The 22,394-nt window shown below is 68.5% G+C and carries 17 protein-coding genes and 1 pseudogene; 10 read left to right on the forward strand and 8 right to left on the reverse strand.

Going from position 1 to position 22,394, the window contains the following annotated elements; translation table 11 throughout:
- The first annotated feature begins 1 nt into the window (after position 1).
- Complete coding sequence (locus LUX31_RS11870) at positions 2 to 838, forward strand: carbohydrate ABC transporter permease (protein WP_235474746.1); 837 nt, start codon at positions 2 to 4, stop codon at positions 836 to 838.
- Here the strand turns inward: LUX31_RS11870 and LUX31_RS11875 are convergent.
- Positions 828 to 2,867, reverse strand: a complete 2,040-nt coding sequence (locus LUX31_RS11875; RefSeq protein WP_235474747.1) for a tetratricopeptide repeat protein — start codon at positions 2,865 to 2,867, stop codon at positions 828 to 830. The genes LUX31_RS11870 and LUX31_RS11875 overlap by 11 nt on opposite strands.
- Positions 2,868 to 2,941: 74 nt before the next feature.
- Between LUX31_RS11875 and LUX31_RS11880 the strand changes: the two genes are divergently transcribed.
- On the forward strand, positions 2,942 to 3,808 hold the full coding sequence (locus LUX31_RS11880) for a 5'-methylthioadenosine/S-adenosylhomocysteine nucleosidase family protein (protein ID WP_235474748.1): 867 nt from the start codon (positions 2,942 to 2,944) through the stop codon (positions 3,806 to 3,808).
- A gap of 200 nt (positions 3,809 to 4,008) precedes the next feature.
- Here the strand turns inward: LUX31_RS11880 and LUX31_RS11885 are convergent.
- Both LUX31_RS11885 and LUX31_RS11890 read right to left on the reverse strand, forming a co-directional pair.
- Positions 4,009 to 4,217: pseudogene (locus LUX31_RS11885) on the reverse strand (hypothetical protein); the annotation flags it as partial.
- A 138-nt stretch (positions 4,218 to 4,355) separates the two neighbouring features.
- On the reverse strand, positions 4,356 to 6,530 hold the full coding sequence (locus tag LUX31_RS11890) for a tetratricopeptide repeat protein (RefSeq protein ID WP_235474749.1): 2,175 nt from the start codon (positions 6,528 to 6,530) through the stop codon (positions 4,356 to 4,358).
- Positions 6,531 to 6,637: 107 nt separating this feature from the next.
- On the opposite strand from LUX31_RS11890, the gene LUX31_RS11895 reads away from it, so the two are divergent.
- From LUX31_RS11895 to LUX31_RS11915, 4 genes are all read left to right on the forward strand, one after another.
- A complete protein-coding gene (locus LUX31_RS11895; protein WP_235474750.1) occupies positions 6,638 to 7,525 on the forward strand; it encodes a 5'-methylthioadenosine/S-adenosylhomocysteine nucleosidase family protein in 888 nt (295 codons plus the stop codon).
- Between the two features lie 172 nt (positions 7,526 to 7,697).
- Positions 7,698 to 9,602 (forward strand): tetratricopeptide repeat protein, encoded by a 1,905-nt coding sequence (locus LUX31_RS11900; RefSeq protein ID WP_235479891.1) that lies wholly within the window; start codon positions 7,698 to 7,700, stop codon positions 9,600 to 9,602.
- Positions 9,603 to 10,413: 811 nt separating this feature from the next.
- The gene (locus tag LUX31_RS11910) at positions 10,414 to 11,265 is read left to right on the forward strand and encodes a helix-turn-helix domain-containing protein (protein ID WP_235474752.1); all 852 of its coding nucleotides are present in this window, start codon (positions 10,414 to 10,416) and stop codon (positions 11,263 to 11,265) included.
- Positions 11,266 to 11,274: 9 nt separating this feature from the next.
- Positions 11,275 to 11,466: a hypothetical protein gene (locus tag LUX31_RS11915; protein ID WP_235474753.1), complete on the forward strand. Its 192-nt coding sequence runs from the start codon at positions 11,275 to 11,277 to the stop codon at positions 11,464 to 11,466.
- A 20-nt stretch (positions 11,467 to 11,486) separates the two neighbouring features.
- Here the strand turns inward: LUX31_RS11915 and LUX31_RS11920 are convergent, their stop codons facing one another.
- Positions 11,487 to 11,942 (reverse strand): PPOX class F420-dependent oxidoreductase, encoded by a 456-nt coding sequence (locus tag LUX31_RS11920; RefSeq protein ID WP_235474754.1) that lies wholly within the window; start codon positions 11,940 to 11,942, stop codon positions 11,487 to 11,489.
- A 450-nt stretch (positions 11,943 to 12,392) separates the two neighbouring features.
- Between LUX31_RS11920 and LUX31_RS11925 the strand changes: the two genes are divergently transcribed.
- Positions 12,393 to 13,091: a helix-turn-helix domain-containing protein gene (locus LUX31_RS11925; RefSeq protein ID WP_235479892.1), complete on the forward strand. Its 699-nt coding sequence runs from the start codon at positions 12,393 to 12,395 to the stop codon at positions 13,089 to 13,091.
- Positions 13,092 to 13,148: 57 nt separating this feature from the next.
- Here LUX31_RS11925 and LUX31_RS11930 read toward each other — a convergent pair whose 3' ends face one another.
- Positions 13,149 to 14,174 (reverse strand): ATP-dependent 6-phosphofructokinase, encoded by a 1,026-nt coding sequence (locus LUX31_RS11930; protein WP_235474755.1) that lies wholly within the window; start codon positions 14,172 to 14,174, stop codon positions 13,149 to 13,151.
- A 214-nt stretch (positions 14,175 to 14,388) separates the two neighbouring features.
- Between LUX31_RS11930 and pta the strand changes: the two genes are divergently transcribed.
- The 3 genes from pta (at position 14,389) to pyk (ending at position 19,326) form a co-directional block, all read left to right on the forward strand.
- Entirely contained in the window at positions 14,389 to 16,503 is a 2,115-nt protein-coding gene (gene pta / locus LUX31_RS11935) for a phosphate acetyltransferase (protein ID WP_235474756.1), read from the forward strand.
- Positions 16,500 to 17,744 (forward strand): acetate kinase, encoded by a 1,245-nt coding sequence (locus LUX31_RS11940; protein ID WP_235474757.1) that lies wholly within the window; start codon positions 16,500 to 16,502, stop codon positions 17,742 to 17,744. Before pta ends, LUX31_RS11940 begins: the two co-directional genes overlap by 4 nt.
- A gap of 151 nt (positions 17,745 to 17,895) precedes the next feature.
- Positions 17,896 to 19,326: a pyruvate kinase gene (pyk, locus tag LUX31_RS11945; RefSeq protein ID WP_235474758.1), complete on the forward strand. Its 1,431-nt coding sequence runs from the start codon at positions 17,896 to 17,898 to the stop codon at positions 19,324 to 19,326.
- A gap of 108 nt (positions 19,327 to 19,434) precedes the next feature.
- Here pyk and LUX31_RS11950 read toward each other — a convergent pair whose 3' ends face one another.
- The 3 genes from LUX31_RS11950 to LUX31_RS11960 form a co-directional block, all read right to left on the reverse strand.
- Complete coding sequence (locus tag LUX31_RS11950; protein WP_235474759.1) at positions 19,435 to 20,826, reverse strand: hypothetical protein; 1,392 nt, start codon at positions 20,824 to 20,826, stop codon at positions 19,435 to 19,437.
- Positions 20,816 to 21,400, reverse strand: coding sequence for a DUF6114 domain-containing protein (locus LUX31_RS11955; RefSeq protein WP_235474760.1), 585 nt, complete (start codon positions 21,398 to 21,400; stop codon positions 20,816 to 20,818). The genes LUX31_RS11950 and LUX31_RS11955 overlap by 11 nt, the downstream gene beginning before the upstream one ends.
- Positions 21,401 to 21,506: 106 nt before the next feature.
- Positions 21,507 to 22,142 carry a DUF6230 family protein gene (locus LUX31_RS11960; RefSeq protein ID WP_235474761.1) on the reverse strand — a complete coding sequence of 212 codons (636 nt, stop codon included), beginning with the start codon at positions 22,140 to 22,142 and terminating at the stop codon, positions 21,507 to 21,509.
- Positions 22,143 to 22,394 lie beyond the last annotated feature (252 nt).

The following is a 22,394-nucleotide window of genomic DNA, read 5'->3' on the forward strand; positions in this document are numbered from 1 at the left end:
GATGGCGACCTTGAACTCCCGCCGTACGGGCCGCCGTCTGGCGGCGGATGCGGGCTTGTTGGTGGTTGCGGCGGCTTTCGTCCTCCCGTTGGCGTGGGTGATCCTCTCGGCTCTGGACCCGCACGCGGACCTGCGGGTGAAGGCCCCAGACAGCCTGACCCTGAACAACTTCGACGCGGTACTGACCCCGGAGATCACCTTCACACCGCTCCTCAACAGCCTGATCCTGTGCGGGGCCGGAACCCTGCTGACGGTGGTGTGCGCGGCGCTCGCGGCGTACCCGTTGTCGCGGTTCAGATCGCGCTTCAACCGCCCGTTCCTCCTGACGATCCTGTTCGCGACGAGCCTGCCGATCACGGCGATCATGGTGCCGGTGTACGCGCTGTTCGTTCAGGTGAACCTGATCGACACGACGCAGGGCACGATCCTGTTCTTCGCGGCGTCCCAACTCCCGTTCGCCATCTGGCTGATGAAGAACTTTATGGACGGCGTCCCGAAGGAGCTTGAGGAGGCGGCGTGGACGGACGGGGCGTCGGCGTTCCAGTCCCTGGTACGGATCGTGCTGCCGCTGATGGGGCCGGGAGTGGCGGTGGTGACGGTGTTCTCGTTCGTGGTGATGTGGGGGAACTTCTTTGTCCCGTTCATGCTGCTGCTTACGCCGGATCAGATGCCGGCGAGCGTGAGCATCAATGACTTCTTCGGGAATCGGGGGACGGTTGTTTATGGGCAGTTGGCTGCGTTTTCGGTTATTTATTCGACGCCGGTGATTTTGTTGTATGTGGTGGTGGCGAGGAGGGTGGGTGGGGGGTTTGCTTTGGGTGGGGCCGTCAAGGGGTGATGGCCTCAGCTTGAGAACGGACGTCGGCTGCTGCGGTGGGGGCGTTGGCTCGGGTGAAGGCATCTGCGGCTTGGAGGTAGTAGGCACGGGCCTCGGCGGGGCGGTTGTTTTCCTCGTAGGTGAAGGCCAGATTCTCAAGGGTCACGCCAGTCCCGTACCAGTCCTCGAACTCGCCGCAGATCTGCATCGACTTGCCACACGCGTCGATCGCTTCCTCCATCCGGCCCGCCTGGCACAGAGCGCTGCCCAGGTTGTTCCACGCAACACCTTCGCGGTGGCGGTCCCCAGCGGCTTGGAGTACGCCGACGACGCGGGTGAACGCGTCAACCGCATCCTCCAGCCGACCTGCCTGCCAAAGGGAATAGCCGAGATCAGTCAACGTGTTGGCTTCGCGTTGGTGGGGGTCATGGGCGAGAGTGAGTGCCTCAATCGCGTCCTCGGCGGTCGGGAACAGCTCGCCGCAGCGCATGAAGGCGTCGACCGCCTCCGTCGCCCGCCCCGCGGCCATCATGGCCCTGCCGAGGTTGATCCACGCGTCGGCCTCGCTACGGCGGTCCCCGACACTGTGAGCGGCCTCCTGGACCGAACGCTCGATGGTGATCAAGTCGTCGAAGTACCGCCGCCAGTCCAAGTACTCATGCAAGCATGCGGCAAGCTCCCTCGCGCTTCGCGCGTACCGTTCCTCGCCCGCCCATTGCACCGCCGCCACCAGCCCCGCCCGCTCCCCGTCCAGCCAGGCCAACGCCTGCGCGCGGTCCAGGAACCGCTCCGGCTCCGCTTTCCCCGGCAACCATCGCAACCGGTCGTCCGCCGCACCCGCCCACTCGCAGTAGAAGTCCAGCACCCGCCCTCGCGCCGCGTCCCCCTCCTCCCGCAACTCCGCATCCCCCGCAACCACACCCAAGCCAAACGCCCGCACCAAGTCATGCAACCGCCACCGCCCACGCCCACTCCCCCGCTCAATGAGATGGGCCTGGGACAGCGCGCTCAGAACACGGACCGGTGCAGTGTCCGTCCCGACCAGGACTGCGACAACCTCGGTGGTCACCTCGGGCCCCGGCGCAAGGGCCAGCAGCCGAAGCAAGCGAGCCTGCTCAGGCGAGAGACGCCGGTACGACAGGTCGAAGGCAGCCCGGACGCTGCGCTCGCCGTCATCGAGGTGAACGAGACGGTCACCGTACTCGGTCAGTTCCGCGGCGAGTTCGGCCACAGGCTTGTCGAGATCGAGCGCCAGCAGCGCGGCCACGATCTGGATGGCGAGCGGCAGATACCCACAGTGAGAGGCGAGTTCGGCGGCAGCCTCGCGCTCCTGCGCGACACGACCATCCGATGTATCGGCGATCCGTAGGACACGGTCAAGGAGGTCGTGTGCCTCCTTCGGAGTCAACTCGTCCAACGGCATGAGTCGTGCGCCCAGTTGAGGCAGCTTGTTGCGGGAGGTGACGAGCAGACGGTGCCGTACGTCTCCGGGCAGCAGCGGACGCACCTGCTCCGCCGAGGACGCGTTGTCGGCCAGGATCAGCACCGCCCCCCGCTCCCGCCCCCGCTCCGCGAGTGCCGACCGATACAACGCTGCCCGTGCATCCGCCCAGTTCGGTATGTGCTCCGGCTCCGTACCCAGAGCCGTCAGCAAGACCTCCAGCGCTTGGTCCGCCGTAACGTGATCGTCGTCGTATCCATGCAGGTTGACGAAGAGCACACCGCCCGGGAACCACCCCTTCTCACAAGCCACGCGCGCCGCCTCCACCGCGAGCGCGGTCTTGCCGATGCCGCCGAGCCCCGACACTGCCGCAACCAGCACAGCCTCGACGCCGTTCCCACCCTCGGATGTACACGCTGTCGGGTCGAGTGCGTCCAACAGCCCCTTCAGTTCAGCCCCACGTCCGGTGAAGCCGACCGCCCGAGCGGGTAGGGCGTCCAGCGCGGTGGGCGCCGGCGCATGCTCGCGGTACACGGCCTTCGCCGTCACCGAGCCCGCAATGTTCGCACCCCGCAGATCGATGTGGTCCCCGTCGTACTCGGTCGCCATCGTGCCGTCCGCCCCCCGTGCCGCCTTCGCACATCGCGTGACATAACGGTACGCCCGCCAAGTACCGTAGAAACGTGCCGGAGACAAAGAAAACCGTTGCCGTCCTCACCGCCCTGTCGCTGGAGTACGACGCAGTGCGGGAGCACCTCACGGACATCGAGACGCTCACCCACCCGCGCTACGGAACCAAGGCCAAGCTCGGCCAACTCCCGGACACGCCTTGGCAGGTGGTCCTCGTCAACATGGGCGAAGGCACACTGACGGCGGCGACGCTCACCGAGCGCGTACTGACGTGGCTGGACCCCGAGGCCGTACTGCTCGTCGGCGTCGCGGGCGGCCTCAAGGACGACATCGGGATCGGCGACGTCGTGGTCGCAACGAAGGTGTACTCGATCCACGGCGGCAAGGAGACCCCCGAGGGTTTCCTGGTCCGCCCGGAGGCCTGGCACGCGTCGCACCGCCTGGAACAGGCGGCCAAGGAAGCCCTGGGCAACACGTCGGACTTCAAGACGTACTTCAAGCCGATCGCCGTCGGAGACGTACTCCTCACGGACAAGAAATCCAAGCTCGCGAAGCACATCCACAAGCACTACAACGACGCCGCCGCCATCGAGATGGAGAGTTCCGGCGTGGCCAACGCGGTCCAACTCGCCGGTGAGGCGGGCGCGTTGATCATCCGGGGCATCAGCGACAAGGCGGACCCGGACAAGTCCGAGGCAGACAAGGGAGGTTCGCAACCCCGGGCCGCAGGGAACGCGGCAGCGGCGGCCGTTGCCGTACTCCGCGAGCTGACCCCCAAGCAGACCACCGACCCCCGGGAGGGTCCTTTTCGCGGCGAGACGTACGGAGGGGACCACTTCGACTTCCGGCAGAGCACGTTCAACGGCTCCTTCGTCGCGAAGTTCGTCGGACACCGGCCCGGCGACGCGGACGGGCGGTAGCCAGGACGCTGGACGCGGAGGCCACTCCCATGGCCCGGTCCCGGTAGCGACGGCCACCCTCCCACCCCGGCCGCTGGGCTTCACCGGCCGTTCCGCGGAGTTGGGCCGCTTGCTGCCCCGTCTGGAACCCGACCCGAACGACAACGCCTGCATCGCCGTCGCAGGCCAGGGTCCTCTGGAGCCCGCCCCTTCATTCACACTCGGAGCCAGGTGCCGATCGCGGAGATCTTCTGGTCGTTGATGAGGTAGGTCCAGCCGAGGACGACACACACGGGCGGGAGGGCGAGCAGCATGACGGGCTGCTCGGCCTGCGCGGTGGCCGCGAGGACGGCGGCAACGACGGTGAGGGTGACGTAGAGAAGGTTGTCCCGGAAGCCGATACGGTCTTCTGCTCGTCCTTGAGGACCATGTACTCAGCAAGCAGAAGCCCCCCAAGGGGCGACGTCTGTTCCAGGTGACTCCGGCACGCTCTTCGTCTCCGCCCTTCTGGTTCCTACTGACCTTGCCATGATCGGCGACGCGGGAAGCAGCGGCTTGAGTGGGGCGGTCAATCGGTGAGGGCTGGGGGTGACTGTGGGGTGGTGTCCGTCGCGTTGATCTTGGCGAGGGATTCGGCTGCATTCCCGGTGGCACCGGCCTGGGTGAAGGCGTCGGCAGCCCGGAACCAGGCAGCTCGCGCCTCGGCGGGGCGGCCAGCAACCTCGTAGGCACTGGCCAGGTTGTTCAAGGCCAAGCCCGTCCCGTACCAGTCCTCGAACTCCCGGCAGATCTCCAGAGTTCTGCCGTACGCCTCGATCGCCTCCTCGACCCGACCCGCCTCCCGCAGAGCGAGGCCGAGGTTGTTCCACGCCCTGCCCTCGCCATGGCGGTCCCCGACAGCCTGATACAAGCCGCGAGCCCGGGTGTGGGCGTCGATCGCCTCCTCCACCCGACCCACCTCCCGCAAGGCGAGGCCGAGGTTGTTCCACGCCCTGCCCTCGACGCGGCGGTCCCCGACAGCCTGGTCCAGGTCGAGGGCGCGGGTGTGAGCCTCGATCGCCTCCTCCACCCGACCCACCTTCTGCAGGGCTACTCCGAGGTTGTTCCACGCCATGCCCTCGCCGAGGCGGTCCCCTGCAGCCTGGCATCGGTCGCGGGCCTGGGTGTAGGCGCCGATCGCCTCCTCCACCCGACCCACCTCTCGCAAGGCACTGCCGAGGTTGGTCAACGCCACAGCCTCACCCTCCCGGTCCCCAACCGAACGGGCACCCGCACAAGCAGCCACACCCACACTCACCCAGTCATCGAAATACCGCCGCCAGTACAAATACTCCCCCAGACACGACGCCAGCCCCACCCCAGCACCCGCAAATCGCTCCTCCACCGCCCACTGCACCGCCCCCACCAACCCCGCACGCTCACCGTCCAGCCACACCAACGCCTCCCCCCGACCCCCGAACAACCCCGGCACCACATCCCCCTCCAACCACCGCAACCACCCATCAGCCGCCCCCGCCCACCGCCAGAAGAACCCCAGCACCCGCTCCCGCGCCGCCACCCCCTCCTCCGCCAACCCCCTATCCCCAGCCACCAAACCCACCCCAAACACCCGCACCAAGTCATGCAACCGCCAACGCCGCCGCCCGCTCCCCCGCTCGACCAAGTGCGCGCGGGCCAGCGCGTTCAGGTGGGCTACCGGTGGGGCATCCTCGCCGGTCAGTGCGGCAATGGCCTCGTCGCTCGTATCGGGTCCGGGGGCGAGGGCCAACAGGCGCAGCACGCGGGCCTGTTCCGGTGGCAGTCGGCGGTAGGACAGGTCGAAAGCCGCCCAGACGCTGCGTTCTCCGTCGTCGAGGTGGTCGAGGCGGTCGCGTGCTTCCGTGAGTTCGGTGACGAGTTCGGCAATAGGCCTGTCCCGGTCGGCCACCAGTTGCGCGGCCACGATCTGCAGGGCCAACGGCAGGTGTCCGCACCGCTCGGCGAGCACTGAGGCCGCCCCCGGGTCGTCCGCCACCCGGCTGTCGCCGGGGTGGGCAATTCGCAGCGCGCGGTCGAGCAAGTCGCATGCCTCCTGCGGAGTCAGTTGGTTCAACCGCAGAAGTCTGGCACCCAGTTGGGGCAGCAGGTCACGCGACGTGACGAGGAGCCGGTGCCGTGCGTTGTCCCCGGGGAGCAGGGGGCGTACCTGTGCCGGCGAGGACGCGTTGTCGGCGAGGATCAGTACCGGGCCGCACTGCTCGGCTCGTTGAGCGAGCGTCGAACGGTAGAGCGCGGCCCGTTCGTCCGCCGTGGCCGGGATGTGCTCGGGTTCGATACCGAGGGCGCGCAGGAAAGCCTGGAGTGCCTGGTCGGCGGTGACCGGGGTGTCGTCGTAGCCATGCAGGTCCACGAAGAGCGTGCCCCCGGGGAACCAGCCCTTCGCTCGGGCCGCGTATCCCGCCTCCACCGCGAGCGACGTCTTGCCGATGCCGCCGAGCCCGGACACGGCGGCGACGAGAACAGGAACGGCCGCCGGGGCGTCCGGAGCGGAGTCGGGCTCATCGGATGCGGCGGGGTTCAACGCATCGAGCAGCGCCCGCAGTTCGTCGGTGCGTCCGGAGAATCCGACCGCCCTGGCGGGCAGCGCGTTCAGCGCGGTGGGTGCCGGTCCGTGCCCTCGGTACTCCACCTTCTTCGCGGTGAAGGACCCGGTGAAGTTGCCTCCCCGGAAGTCGAGGTGGTCCTCGCCGTATTCGGTCGTCATGGTGCCGTCCCCCGTACCGCCCGCGCGCCTCTCCCGAGATCGCGGGACGCCGCTCCGCCGCGCCCAACCCATGCTCTGGACCGGCGACGTGGCAGTACTGTGAATGTGTGTCGGAAACAGAACCCACAGTAGTCGTCCTGACCGCGCTTCCGTCGGAGTACGCCGCCGTACGGGCCCACATCCCGGACGCGAAAGAACGCGTGCACGAGAAGGGGACTTTCGTGGAGTGGGGCCGGCTCCCCGACTCCCCCTGGCAGGTGGCCATCGCCGAACTGGGTCCGGGCGCCCTGAACGCCGCCTCGCTCACGGAGCGGATCGTCAACTGGCTGCGTCCGGAGGTCCTGTTGTTCGTCGGGGTGGCGGGCAGTCTGGAGCGCGACGACATCAAGATCGGCGATGTCGTGGTCGGTACGAAGGTGTACAGCGTCCATGGCGGCAAGCAGACCCGCGAAGGCTTCCTAGTCCGCCCCGAGGCCTGGCACTCCTCGCACCGCCTGGAGCAGGTCGCCCGTTTCGCCCTGCGCGGCAAGGCGCATCTGAAGCCGATCGCGGTCGGAGACGTCGTCCTGGCCGACGCGAGGTCGGACGTCGCCGAGTACCTCCACAAGAGCTACAACGACGCCGCCGCCATCGAGATGGAGGGCTCCGGGGTCGTCCACGCGGCGCACCTCAGCGGCCAGTTGGACGCTCTCGTCATCCGGGGCATCAGCGACTACGCCGATGCGAAGAAGGCCAAGGCCGACGCGTCCGGGAGCCAGCCGAAGGCGGCCGACGCGGCAGCGGCAGCGGCGGTCGCAATCCTCCGCAAACACCGGCCGGCCAGAGCGGCAAGGAGCGAGACACCCGCTGCCTCCGCGGCCTCCGACGACTCCCGGGAGGGTCCCTTTCCCCGTTCCCAGTACGGCGGAGACCATCTCGACTTCCGAGGAAGCACCTTCAGCGGCCCCTTCACCGCAAAGAAGGTCGTCCGAGGCCGGGACGAGGACGCCACCTAGCCCGACCCACTCCCCGTCCCACGGCCCGGTACCGGTGGCGACCGCGGCCCTGCCGCCCCGCCCCGCCGGTTTCACGGGACGAGTCACGAATCTGGGCCGCCTGCTGCCCCACCTCGAACCCGCCCCGGAGGGTACGTCCGCGCCCCCGATCCTCATCTTCGCCGTCACCGGCATGGGCGGCATCGGGAAGACGGCACTGGCGTTGGAGGCCGCTCACCGGGTGGTTTCGAAGGGGCTGTTCCCCGGGGGCACCCTCTTCGTCGACCTGCGCGGCTACGACGACAACCCGGTCACCGCGGACCAGGCGGTCCTGGCCCTGCTGGACGCCCTCGGCGTACAAGGCTCGAAGCTGCCGCCGACGGCAGCACGCCAGTACGACGCCTACCACGCCCTCCTCGCCGAGCGGCAGCATCGCACACTGCTGATCCTGGACAACGCGTCGGATCCGGCCCAGTTCCTGCCCCTGCTCCCGGCCTCGGACCACCACCGGGTACTGATCACCTCCCGCGACCGCCCGGACGGGCTTCGGGTACGTCTCATCGACCTCGAAGCGCTCACCCCGGCCGAGTCCTCCGCGCTGATCACCGGTGCCCTGCACGACGCCGACGAACGCGACGACCGTCCAACCCGCGAGCCGGATGCCCTGCGTGAACTGACCGACCTGTGCTGTCACTTGCCTCTCGCCCTCCAGATCGCGGCGGCGATGCTGCGCCGACGCCGCCATCGCGGTATCGCCTCGCTGGTGGCGGAGATCAAGGAGGCGGAGGACGCGACGACCGCGTTCGACCGCGGCGACCTCGGGACGGACCAGTACGGCCGTTCACTCGCCCTCCGCCCGGTCCTGGAGACCTCCTACCACCGCCTCCCGGCCGACCAGGCCCGCATGCTGCGCCTGCTCGCCCTTGCCTCCGGCACAGAGACCGGCACGGATGCGGTGGCTGCCATGGCCGGCCTCGATGCAGTGGCCGCTGTGAAACTCCTGGAGTCCCTGGCCACCACGTGTCTCGTCTCATCGGTTAAGGCTGACGAGGGTCCGGACAGCAGCCTGCGATGGCGGTTGCACGACTTGGTGCGAACGTTCGGGGTGGGGGTTGTGGCAGCGGATGCAGGGCTGATGGCGGAGGGGGAAACGGCGCAGGAGCAGTTGCTCGACTTCTATTGCACGGGGGCAGATGCGGCTGATGAGTGGTTGCGGTGGTTGCCGGGGATGGATGTGCCGGGGCGGTTCCGGGGGCGGAGGGAAGCGCTGGCGTGGTTGGACGGTGAGCGAGCGGGTCTGGTGGCGGCGATGCAGTGGGCGAAGCGGGAACGGTTCGCGGACACTGGGGTGCGGCTGGCCGAACACCTGGTGGAATACCTGGAATGGCAGCGGCATTTCGACGACTGGGTCGTTGTGAGCCAGGCCGCCCGGGAGGCTGCTCACCGGTCCGGGGACATTGCGGCCGAGGCCGGCGCGTGGAACAACCTCGGCCGCGCTCTGTGGAGAACGAAGCGTATGCCACAGGCGGTTGAGACCCTCACCGGTGCGCGCAACCTGTTCCAGGCAATTGGGGACCGCCATGGCGATGCCCGGGCGTGGAGCAATCTCGGCAGCGTCCTGAAGGAGATGGGCCGGGCGGCAGAGGCAATCGAGGCCTTCACCGGCGCCCGAGACCTGTTGCAGATCACCGGAGACCGCCACCGCGAAGCCATGGTGTGGCACAACCTCGGCAACGTCCTACGGGAGGTGGGTCGGGTGGAAGACGCAATCGAAGCCCACACCCAGGCCCACGACATGCTGCAGGCCGCCGGGGACAGCCGCCGCGATGCCCTGACGTTGCATGGCCTCGGCAACGACCTGATGGACGTGGGTCGGGTGGCAGAAGCGGTCGAGAGCTTTGGCAAGGCGCTGAGGGTCTACCGGGAGTTCGGGGACTGGTACTGGACGGGTCAGGTCTTCCACAGCCTCGCCCTGATCCACGAGTCCGCCAACCGCCCCGCCGAGGCTCACACCTGCTGGCTCCAGGCAGCCGACGCCTACGCACTGGCTGACGACACGGCCAAAGCGGACGAGGCCCGCGCCTGGGCCGAGGAGTAGCGATAACAGCCACCCCAACCTCATCCGCACCCAGAATTCACCCCGCAGCCTCCCGGACTCCCGCCCAGGGCAACACCGCCCACATCCGAGTCCCACCCCCCGGCTCCCTCGCCTCCCCGAACCCCCACTCCCCACCAGCCCCCTCCACCACACACCCCAAAACCCGCAACGCATCCCCCCTCCGCTCATCGCAAGCCGCAGCCAGCCGGGGATGCACATGCCGCCGATGCCCGTCATAAAGCACCACCTGCAACTCCCCCTCCCACCACCGCAACGACAGATGCACCGGCCCATCCACACCGAACCGAAACGCACAAGCGGTCAACTCCCCCACCACCTGCACCGCAACGTCCGCCATCTCCTCCAGCCCATGCGCCTGAAGAACACCCCGAGTAGCAGCCCGGGCAACCCGCGAACTCACCGCCTCGGCAGGCAGGGTGAAGCCGTAGACAAGCGACTCCGGAGACGGCGGCGACGCCTCCGCGAGGTCGGTAGAGACGAGACAGGCCGAGGCGGCCGGCGATGCGAACATGGCGAACTCCCTTGCTGGACAACGGACTTGACGAAGCCGACGTAAACCCGACCAGTGGCCTGTCTCCCTGGCACGAACACACCCCTCCCAGGGAAGGAGAAGGCAGGCATGCTCGCGCGATGCACTTCCGGCGACATCGGGCCGTAAGCGACTCGTCACCGACTGTAGACGCATTAGGTGGCCTTTTGCCACCCACCCAACGGAATTACCACTAGCCTGGTGGACCAACCAGGCGCCCGAAGGGCAGACTTGCGCCGCACCCGCTGGAGGAAATGACACATGCCGCCGAGGTCGACACCGACGGAACGCCAGAAGCGCCTGGGCGCCGAACTGCGCAAGATGCGTATCGCCGCAGACGTGACCACGGAGTACGCCGCAGGGCTGCTCGGGCTGGACCGGACGAAGGTGTCCAACATCGAGTCCGGGGTCCGGGCCATCAGCGCAGACCGACTGAGGACCCTCGCCTGCAACTACGCCTGCCGCGACAAGGCGTACGTCGACGCCCTGGTCGACATGGTCGGGACACGTACACGCGGCTGGTGGGAGGTGTACCGGGGTCAAATCCCCGCAGGACTCCTCGACATCGCGGAACTGGAATGGCACTCCAAGAGCGTGCGCGTGGGCCTGGCCATGATCATGCCGGGCCTGCTCCAGACCGACGGTTACGCCCGCACCCTCTTCGGCGCCGCACTCCCACCCCTCTCACCGGCGGAGGTCGAGCTGCGCGTGGCCCTTCGCCTACAACGGCAGCAGGTGCTGTACCGGGAGGACCCGATCACCTACGTCGGTTACGTACACGAGGCCGCCCTGCGCATCGAGTTCGGCGGCGTCAAGGTGATGCGCGGCCAGTTGGACCGCCTCTGCGAGGTGTCCGAGCGCGACAACATCGGCGTGCGCGTGATCCCCTACAAGGCAGGGGCGTTCCCCGGCGCCGGCCAGGCGGTGACCTACGCCGAGGGGTCCGTCCCGCAACTCGACACCGTGGAGCTGGACTCCGCGCACGGCCCCGAGTTCACCCACGGCCAGTCCCAACTCGACAAGTACCGCGCCCACTTGGACTGGATGGAAGCCGCGTCACTCTCGCCCAGCGCGTCGCGGGACTTCATCCACACGATCGCCCGCCAACTCTGAGGAGTCACCGTGCCCGACATCACCTGGGAAGAACCGTTCTGCGCCGAAGGCGCCAACTGCTTCCGCATAGGCACCGACCCCGACAACAACGCCTACATAGCCATCGCAGGCCAAGAAGACACCTACCTCACCGACACCCGAGAAGCCCTCCGCACCCTCATCCAGGACATCAAGGCCGGCAAAGCAGACCACCTCCTGTAGAGCCCCCGTAGCGCACCCCCTCACACCTCGGGCAGCACTCCCGCCCGAAACGGCTCCACCCCCACAACCCGCCGCACCCGCGTCACCTCGATCAACAACATCACGCGCCGCTCCCCGGGCAGCAGCCACGGATACCGCTCCTCGCCGATGTACTTCTGCGTGAGCCGGTCCATGGACCGTTCCGCCTCCTCGCCCTCCACGAACCGCACCACGCGCCCCCGGATCTCCGCACGGTCGTACGGGTTCTCGGGGTCGTGGTGGGAGAGCGAGACGTTCGGATTGACGCGGAGGTTCTCCTCCTTCACGCGGCCGATGGCCGTGTTGACCATGACGTGGTCGCCCTCGATGTCGACCCACATCGGCGAGATCTGCGGCATCCCGTCGGCGCCGACCGTCGCGAGGTGCCAGAAGTTCGGGGCCAGCAGCCGCTCCCGTATATGCCCCTCGACCGTCACCTTCTCCGCCTTGCCGCTCACAAGACCACCACCCTCCGAAGCCCAACCACCGAGCGAAATAACGCTGATGCTACGTCAGGACCCCGCACCGACAAGCCACCCCCACCGCACAGATCACGCCGCAACTACTCACCAGTCACCCACCCCCGCAAGCCCCAACCGCACCGCACGCACCTTCGACGCCCGCTCACAGCACCAATCCGTCAGCCACCCCAACCACCCACCCCCGAACCACCGACCCTCCGCGCATATGCCCCACCACCTTGCCGTTCGCACCATCGAACGCCCACGAACAGCCCCCGCCCGGCCACCGACCCCCGACCTTCAGCCACCCCAGGATCACCCGCACCCACCCCCAACCCCGTAGCTTCCTACGATCCGTAATTGTGGCCGAACAGAACGTAGTCACCGCCGCCCAGCACCCCTAGCTTGTGGCGCGTGCGCCGACCCCCAGTTCCGCCTCCACCGCCCATGCCGCCGACACCACCGAACCCACCCTTCGACGCCCACGCCGCCCGCAGACTCCGTATGGCCCTCGGAATGGGCCCCGAACACGTCGCGTACGGGATGCGTGTCTCGTACGGGCTGCCGTACATCACGCCCGACCACGTGATCGCCTGGGAACAAGGCACAATGGCCCCCGGCAGCAACGAACTCACCGCCCTCGCAGGCGTGTTGTGGTGCGCGCCCTACGAACTCATCGGCCGCCCCCGCACCTTGCGCGAGCACCGCGCCGCGCGGCACTTCGCCGCCGAGGACGTCGCCCAGGCCGTCGGGCTCGAACTCCTCGACTACATACGGATGGAGGAGAGCGGCGAGTGGCGTGGCACCGAGCGGCAGTCCGCGATCCTCGCCGAGGTGCTCGAACTCTCGCTCGCCGACTTCCTCACCCTCACCGGCCTCGACGGCAAGCTCGCCGGCCTGCTGCGCAGCGCGGTCACCACGCGCTGGCAGGCGTACGTCCGCCCCGTCAACAAGATGGTGCCGCTGAACCGGCGCTTCCTGGAGGGCGTCCTCCAGGAGCTGCACCGCTACTACCAGGGGCAGATGGCCGCCACCATGACCTGGTCGGACGGCTCAGCGGCGACCGAGGCGAGCCACGCCGGACGCGACTTCCTCGAACGGATCGTGGAGCACTTCTGGGCGAAGGTCGACACCAATGCCCCCTGACCGCCGGCCCCGACAACCCCACACCCCCAACGGGCCCCCGCCCCATGACCACTGGGCCTAAAAGACCGACTCCGCCTCGTCCATCCGGTCCTTCGGGACCGTCTTCAATTCAGTGACCGCCTCCGCCAGCGGCACCATCACCACGTCCGTCCCGCGCAGCGCCGTCATCCGCCCGAACGTGCCCTGGTGCGCGGCCTCCACCGCGTGCCAGCCGAAGCGGGTCGCGAGGACGCGGTCGTACGCGGTGGGCGTGCCGCCGCGCTGGATGTGACCGAGGATGACCGGCTTGGCCTCCTTGCCGAGCCGACGTTCCAGCTCGTACGCGAGTGCCGTACCGATGCCCTGGAAGCGCTCGTGGCCGAACTGGTCGATCTCGCCGTGGCCGTAGTCCATGCTGCCCTCGGCGGGGTGCGCGCCCTCGGCGACGCAGATGACCGCGAACTTCTTGCCGCGCGCGAAGCGTTCCTCGACCATCTTTACCAAGTGGGCGGGGTCGAAGGGGCGTTCGGGGAGGCAGATGCCGTGGGCGCCGGCGGCCATGCCGGACTCCAGGGCGATCCAGCCCGCGTGCCGGCCCATGACCTCGACGACCATCACGCGCTGGTGGGACTCGGCGGTGGTCTTGAGGCGGTCCATCGCCTCCGTCGCGACACCCACCGCCGTGTCGAAGCCGAAGGTGCGGTCCGTCGATGAGATGTCGTTGTCGATCGTCTTCGGGACGCCGACCACCGGCAGACGCGCGTCGCTCAGCATCCGCGCCGCCGTCAGCGTGCCCTCGCCGCCGATCGGGATCAGAACGTCGATACCGAACTCGCGGGCCATGTCCTGCGCGTTCTCGCAGGCCTCGCGGAGCCGGTCGCGCTGGAGGCGGGAGGAGCCGAGGATCGTGCCGCCGCGGGCCAGGATGCCGCTGACCGCGTCGAGGTCCAGCGTGCGGTAGCGGCCGTCGAGCAGACCGGCGTAACCGTCCTCGAAGCCGATGACCTCGTCGTCGTACTGCGTGACCGCTCGGTGCACGACCGACCGGATCACTGCGTTCAGGCCGGGACAGTCGCCACCTGCGGTGAGAACTCCGATACGCATCGTGCTGTGTCTCCTGCTCGCTGTGATCGCTGTGATCGCTCTGCTTGCTCTGATCGCCTGTGGTACCGGTGAGCCACTCCAATTGTTTCACGCCCGGCGCACCCCCGGTCCTGACGGGCCTACCAGGCTCCCTGGCCAGCGCCGCAGGTACTGTCGAACGAAACCGAGCGACAAGACCAAGCGACAAAACCGAGCGACGAAACGGAGAGCACGCGTGACGACCCGCAGCGTGTACGTGACCGGGATCGACCGGGGCGACGGCCGCCAGGTCGTCGAGCTGGGAGTCATGGAGCTGCTGACCCGGCAGGTCGACCGGGTCGGCGTCTTCCGCCCCCTGGTGCACGACAACCCGGACCGCCTCTTCGAGCTGCTGCGCGCCCGCTACCGCCTCTCCCAGGACCCGGCGACGGTGTACGGCATGGACTACCCGGAGGCGTCCGCCCTCCAGGCCGAGCAGGGCACCGACGAGCTCGTCTCCACCCTCGTCGACCGCTTCCTGCGCGTCGCGCGCGAGTACGACGTCGTCCTCGTCCTCGGTACCGACTTCGCCGACACCCAGTTCCCGGACGAGCTGGCCCTCAACGCCCGCCTCGCGAACGAGTTCGGCGCGTCCGTCGTCGCGGTCGTCGGCGGACGCGACCAGCCCCCCGAGTCCGTGCTCGCCGAGACCCGCAACGCGTACCGCGCGTACGAGGCGCTGGGCTGCGACGTCCTCGCGATGGTCGCCAACCGCGTCGCCCGCGAGGACCGCGCCGACATAGCCGAGGGCCTCGACTCCCGTCTCCCCGTGCCCTGTTACGTCCTCCCCGACGAGCCCGCCCTCTCCGCGCCGACGGTCGCCCAGATCACCCACGCCCTCGGCGGCAAGGTGGTCCTCGGCGACGACTCGGGCCTCGCCCGTGACGCGCTGGACTTCGTCTTCGGCGGCGCGATGTTGCCCAACTTCCTGACGGCACTGACCCCCGGTTGCCTGGTCGTCACCCCCGGTGACCGCGCCGACCTGGTCGTCGGCGCCCTCGCCGCGCACAGCGCCGGTACGCCGCCCATCGCGGGCGTCCTGCTGACCCTGAACGAGCGCCCCAGCGACGAGGTCCTCACCCTGGCCGCCCGTCTCGCCCCCGGCACCCCGGTCGTCTCCGTGGCCGGCACCAGCTTCCCCACCGCCGCCCAACTCTTCTCCCTGGAGGGGAAGTTGAACGCGGCCACCCCGCGCAAAGCGGAGACCGCCCTCGGTCTCTTCGAGCGTCATGTGGATACGAGCGAACTGCTCAAGCGCGTTTCCGCGCCCAGCAGCGACCGTGTCACGCCCATGATGTTCGAGCACAAGCTCCTCGAACGCGCCCGCGCCGACAAGCGCCGGGTCGTCCTGCCCGAGGGCACCGAGGAACGCGTTCTGCACGCCGCCGAGGTGCTGCTGCGCCGGGGCGTCTGCGAACTGACGCTGCTCGGCCCGGTCGACGGCATCCGCAAGAAGGCCGCCGACCTGGGCATCGACCTCGGCGACACCCAGCTGATCGACCCGCAGACCTCCGAACTGCGGGACAGGTTCGCCGAGAAGTACGCCGCCCTCCGCGCCCACCGGGGCGTCACGGTCGAGCTGGCCTACGACGTCGTCTCGGACGTCAACTACTTCGGCACGCTGATGGTCCAGGAGGGCCTCGCCGACGGCATGGTGTCGGGCTCTGTGCACTCCACGGCCGCGACGATCCGCCCCGCCTTCGAGATCATCAAGACCAAGCCGGACGCCGACATCGTCTCCTCCGTCTTCTTCATGTGCCTGGCCGACAAGGTCCTCGTCTACGGCGACTGCGCGGTCAACCCCGACCCGAACGCCGAGCAGTTGGCCGACATCGCCATCCAATCGGCCGCCACCGCCGAGCAGTTCGGCGTCGAGCCGAGGATCGCGATGCTGTCGTACTCCACGGGTACGTCGGGGTCGGGCGCCGACGTCGACAAGGTGCGGGAGGCGACGGAGCTGGTGCGCTCGCGGCGCCCTGACCTCCGTATCGAAGGACCCATCCAGTACGACGCGGCCGTCGAACCGACCGTGGCCGCCACCAAGCTGCCCGGTTCCGAAGTCGCGGGCCAGGCAAGCGTGTTGATCTTCCCGGACCTCAACACCGGCAACAACACCTACAAGGCCGTACAGCGTTCGGCCGGCGCGATCGCCGTCGGCCCGGTCCTCCAGGGCCTGCGCAAGCCGGTCAACGACCTCTCCCGGGGCGCCCTGGTCCCGGACATCGTCACGACGGTCGCGATCACCGCGATCCAGGCCCAGACCTCCCAGACCACTGACTCCGCCCCCACCCCGAAGGTGCCCCACCAGTGACCGCGACCCGTGTCCTCGTCCTCAACTCCGGCTCCTCCTCGCTGAAGTACCAGCTGCTCGACATGCGCGACAGCAGCCGGCTCGCCGTGGGCCTGGTGGAACGCATCGGCGAGGAGACGTCCCGCCTGAAGCACACCCCGCTGGCGACGGGCGGCGAGTCCCGTGAGCGCACGGGTCCGATCGCCGACCACGGGGCCGCTCTCAAGGCGGTCGCGGAGGAGCTGGCGAAGGACCAACTGGGTCTGGAATCCCCTCAGTTGGCGGCCATAGGACATCGCGTCGTGCACGGTGGCCAGACCTTCACCGAGCCGACGGTCGTCGACGAGACGGTATTGGCGGAGATCGAGCGGCTGATCCCCGTAGCACCGCTCCACAATCCGGCGAACCTCACCGGCATCCGTACGGCCCAGGCCCTGCGCCCCGACCTCCCCCAGGTCGCGGTCTTCGACACGGCCTTCCACACCACGATGCCGGAGTCGGCGGCCCGCTACGCGATCGACGTGAAGACGGCCGACGAGTACCGGATCAGGCGGTACGGGTTCCACGGCACGTCCCACGCGTACGTGTCCCGGGAGACCGCGCGGCTCCTCGGCCGAGCGCCCGAGGACGTGAACGTGATCGTGCTGCACCTGGGGAACGGGGCGTCCGCGTCCGCCGTACAGGGCGGGCGGTGTGTGGACACCTCGATGGGGCTGACGCCGCTGGAGGGGCTGGTGATGGGGACCCGGTCCGGTGACCTGGATCCGGCCGTCATCTTCCATTTGGCGCGTGTTGGCGGAATGTCCACGGACGAGATCGACACTCTTCTCAACACGAAGAGCGGCTTGATCGGCCTGTGCGGAGACAACGACATGCGGGAAATCCGCCGCCGTATCGACGAGGGCGGCGCGGACGCCCCGGCGGCCCGGCTGGCCTTCGACATCTACATCCACCGTCTGAAGAAGTACATCGGCGCCTATTACGCGGTACTCGGCCGGGTGGACGCCATCGCGTTCACGGCCGGGGTCGGCGAGAACGCGGCGCCGGTGCGCGAGGCGGCGGTGGCCGGTCTGGAGGGCCTGGGCGTGGCCGTGGACGGCGCCCTGAACCTCGTACGCGGCTCCGAGGCCCGTCTGATCTCGCCCGTGGAGTCCAGAGTCGCGGTTGCGGTCGTCCCGACGGACGAGGAGCTGGAGATCGCGACACAGACGTACGCACTGGTGGGAACGGGCGGCGAAACGAGCGCCGAAACGGACAACTGAAGACACTGAGCGGATATTGATGGGAGAGCCTCACTTGAGCGCTATCCCGCCCCTTTGTGTTCAGGCCGTGCCTTCTGCGGTCTTCTACGGCCTTCTGTGTCGTCCACCAGGCGGAATATTCCGAAGCGAAACAAACCGATAGGATCGCCCCATGCGCCGTTCGAAAATCGTTTGTACTCTCGGCCCCGCGGTCGACTCCCATGAAATGCTCGTGTCGCTGATCGAGGCCGGCATGAATGTGGCCCGCTTCAACTTCAGCCACGGCACGCACGCCGAGCACCAGGGCCGGTACGACCGGGTCCGGGCCGCCGCCAAGGAGACCGGCCGGGCGATCGGTGTCCTGGCCGACCTGCAGGGCCCGAAGATCCGCCTGGAGACCTTCGCGGAGGGCCCCGTCGAGCTGGTCCGGGGCGACGAGTTCGTCATCACCACCGAGGACGTCCCCGGTGACAAGACCATCTGCGGTACGACGTACAAGGGCCTGCCGGGTGATGTGTCGCGCGGCGACCAGATCCTGATCAACGACGGCAACGTCGAGCTGAAGGTCCTGGACGTCGACGGTTCGCGGGTGAAGTCGATCGTCATCGAGGGCGGCGTCATCTCGGACCACAAGGGCATCAACCTGCCCGGCGCGGCCGTGAACGTCCCGGCCCTGTCCGAGAAGGACATCGACGACCTGCGCTTCGCCCTGCGCATGGGCTGCGACCTGGTCGCACTGTCCTTCGTCCGCGACGCCGCCGACGTGGACGACGTCCACAAGATCATGGACGAGGAGGGGCGCCGCGTCCCGGTCATCGCCAAGGTGGAGAAGCCGCAGGCGGTCGAGAACATGGACGCCGTCGTCGCGGCCTTCGACGGTGTGATGGTGGCCCGTGGCGACCTGGCCGTCGAGTACCCCCTGGAGCGGGTCCCGATGGTGCAGAAGCGCCTCGTGGAGCTGTGCCGGCGCAACGCCAAGCCGGTGATCGTCGCGACCCAGATGATGGAGTCGATGATCACCAACTCCCGCCCGACACGCGCCGAGGCGTCCGACGTGGCGAACGCGATCCTGGACGGCGCGGACGCGGTCATGCTGTCCGCCGAGTCGAGCGTGGGCGCGTACCCGATCGAGACGGTCAAGACGATGTCGAAGATCGTCGCGGCGGCGGAGGAGGAGCTGCTCTCCAAGGGCCTCCAGCCCCTGGTCCCCGGCAAGAAGCCGAAGACACAGGGCGGTTCGGTCGCCCGCGCGGCCTGCGAGATCGCCGACTTCCTCGGCGGCAAGGGCCTGGTCGCCTTCACCAAGTCCGGCGACACGGCCCGCCGCCTCTCCCGCTACCGCGCCGCCCAGCCGATCGTCGCCTTCACGACGGACGAGGGCACCCGCAACCAGCTCTCCCTGAGCTGGGGCGTCGACTCGTACGTCGTCCCGTTCGTGAACAGCACGGACGAGATGGTCTCCCTGGTCGACCAGGAGATGCTCAAGCTGGGCCGCTTCAAGGTGGGCGAGGTCGTCGTCATGACGGCCGGCTCCCCGCCCGGCGTCCCGGGTACTACGAACATGGTCCGGGTGCATCACTTGGGCGAGGGCGAACAGGCCTGACGGGCGGTTGCCCGCACGCCCCGCACAGACCTGTGGCCCGGCCCCCCGCCAACAGCGGTGGGCCGGGCCACAGGCCTCGGTGCGGCTCCCGAACGGGGATGTGTGCGCTCAGGTCGTGTACTGGTGCAGGCCCGGGACCTCCAGGGTCCCGCCGAACTGGCCGGCCTGGGTGACCGTCACCTTCGTGAAGTAGATCAGCGGGATGTTCAGCGGCGGCGGGTTCTTCGGGTCGAACGTGATCGGGATCAGGCCGAACAGGTTCCCGGAGATGCTCTCCGTGTACATGATCGTCTCGCCGCCGGTGATCGTGGACGTCGTGCCCTTGCCCGCCTGCACGTGGTAGGTCTTGCCGGACGTGTCGTCCTTGACCAGCTGGTGCAGGTCACCGATGTCGGTGCCATCGGAGATCACGTACTTCAGGACCTCCTTGACCGTGCCGTCGGCCGTGCGGACCTTGACGATGCCCTTGTAGTCCGCGCCCTTGAGCGTCAGCGAACTGGCTTCCAGCGTCCACGGGTCGACGGGCAGCCGGATCGAGTTGTCGACGCCGCCCTCGTCGTCGGTGGCGGCCGGGCAGTCGTCCGCGTCGGTCGTCTCGCTCGCCGAGGGGCTCGGGGTTGCCGTGGCCTCGTCGGCTGCCGCCTCCGTGGTGTCCTCGGCCGCCTTGGTCGTGTCCTCGGCGGAGTCCTTGAGGACCTCGGTGACCTTCGCGGTCGTGTCCTTGACCGTGGTGGAGTCTGTCGTGTCCTTGCTGTCGTCGGAGCCCGCCTCCGCGCTCGCCGCGGGTGACGCGGCCGGCGTCGGAGTGGCGCTCTCGGTGGTCCCGGTGGTCTCGGTCGACTCCGTGGTGCCCGTGGTCTCCGTCGACTCCGTGGTCGACGTGGACGTCGAGTCGCTCGACGACGTCTCGCCCGTGAAGATGCCCGTGATCGCGTCGCCGATGGTCTCCAGCAGGCCGCCGCTCTCCTCGGTGGCGCTCGCGCTCGCCGAGGGGGTGGGCGTGGCCGTGTCGCTGCCGCCGCCGGTGCCGCCGCTGGACGTCGTCTTGCTCGCGGAGGGCGTCGGTGTCGGCTCGGCCGTGTCGTCGGAACCTGAATCCGACGAATCGTCCGAGGAACCGGAGTCCGAGTCCGTGGCGGTGGCCGAGGGGGACGGCTCCGTCGCCGTGTCCTCGTCGTCGGACGACGAGGAGCTGGTGGACGCGGACGGCGTCGCCGCAGTGTCCGTACCGTCCTCGGTGCCGTCCAGCACCTCGACGCACTTCTGGTATTCCTCGGCCGTCAGAGTCTTCGTCGTCTGGTCGTCGTCGGCACGTGCGAGGGTCGGCGTGAACCCCATGCCCATGAGCACCGCGGTCGGCATCGCCGCCAGGGCTATCGCCTTTCCGGCAGGCATGTGGAACCTGGTGAACAGCGGCTTCCTGGGGGCCGCGTGCCGCGGCCCGGTTCTCCCGCGGGACCCGTCCACATCGGTCCCGTGGGTCACCTCGTCAGCCGGCACTGTGCCTCCCGTTCGCCCCGTTCACCGGGCTCGTTCCTGACAGATCGTTCGGCTCGTACGGCTCGTTCAGTTCGTTCGACGCGCTCGGCCCGGCCGCCGCGTCCGCTCCGTCGGCCTCAGCAGCCACAGGGGCCGCAGCGCTCTCGGGCTTCGCGGGCTCTCCGTACTTCGACTCCGGCACACCGGGCGCCCAGGCGATGGCCAGCGCACCGCCGACCATGGCCAGCAGGAAGCCGATGAGGAACCCGCCGAAGTTGGACACCGGGAGGGACACCAGGGCCAGCAGGATCGCGGCGGTACCGGCGAAGGTCCGTACATGCTTCTGGAACCAGAGGCTGATACCGAGTACGACGAGCAGCACACCGATGATCAGGGATCCCGCGCCCGCAGTCGTCGACATCGCCATCGTCAGATGGCCGATCTGGAGGCTGTAGTACGGGAAGTACATGATCGGGACGCCGCCGAGCAGGACCAGGAGCCCGGCCCAGAACGGACGGGCGCCCCGCCAGTCGCGGAACTTCCGCTTGAAGACGCGAAGATAGTGCTCGTCCTGCGCGGGCGACTCGGCGTTCATGGAAAACAGCTCCCTGGAGCGGTGTTGCCGTGATGAGTGTTATTGCGGGTGTAGGAGAGCGAGCGAGCGGGCGGGGCACCATCGGGCCCCGCCCGTCACTGAGTGCCTAGTAGCACTCGGCGTCGGTGCCCTTCGACAGCTTCATCGAGAGACCACTGAGCTTGAAGGTTCCGGCAGTGGTGGCCCACGCCGTCTGCTTCACGTCGGTGAGCACCGCGGAGTCGGCCTGCTGGGCGAAGCCGAACTTGCTGGCCCGCCCCTCGTCGAGCTCGCCCTGCTTGACCTTCGGTCCCTTGGTGATGGAACCGGCTGCCACACCGATGTCGATGCCCTTGAAGACCGCGTTGGCCTGCAGGTCCTCGACGTCGATGTACAGGTTCTCGGCCGCGACCGGGGTCGCGCCCCCGCCGGCTTCCAGCCGGAGGGTGACCGAACCCAGAACCGGGATGTTCGGCGTGACCACGGACTGGCACATGTTGGTGATCTCGGCAGAATTGAACGCCGAGACCGCGACGGGGTGCACCGCGTTGCCGGGACCGATGTCAACGGCCCCGTACTGCGAGAACCCCGTACCGTCGAGCTTGTCCGCCGTCACCTTGAACGACTGACCAGACACACTGAACGAAGCGGCGAGAGCACCCTGCGCGAGGGCGACACCTATACATGCCGTGGCGGCGACGCTGGGCACCATCACCACAGCGAACCGCTTCCATCTGGTCCCGCCACGCACTTGGGACTCCATATTTCCTCCTTCTCGGACGTACATCTCCTGGCCCTGACTGCCCCATGACGGCGGCTCAGCCGGGCAGGGATGGGAGAAGTGCTACGTCCTCGGTAAGGAGAGCGCCCGCGCTCACGGCGCGAACAGCGCCCGAATCACCGGCGATCACCCCCGAGCGACAACCACTGGGTCGCGCCTGACACACATCACGCACAACCTTGCCGGACAGGCTCCACCGAAAGGCGAAGACCCCCCTGCCCGAGAGCCGGCGCC

The organism is Streptomyces sp. GQFP (assembly GCF_021545335.1).
Classification (GTDB): domain Bacteria; phylum Actinomycetota; class Actinomycetes; order Streptomycetales; family Streptomycetaceae; genus Streptomyces.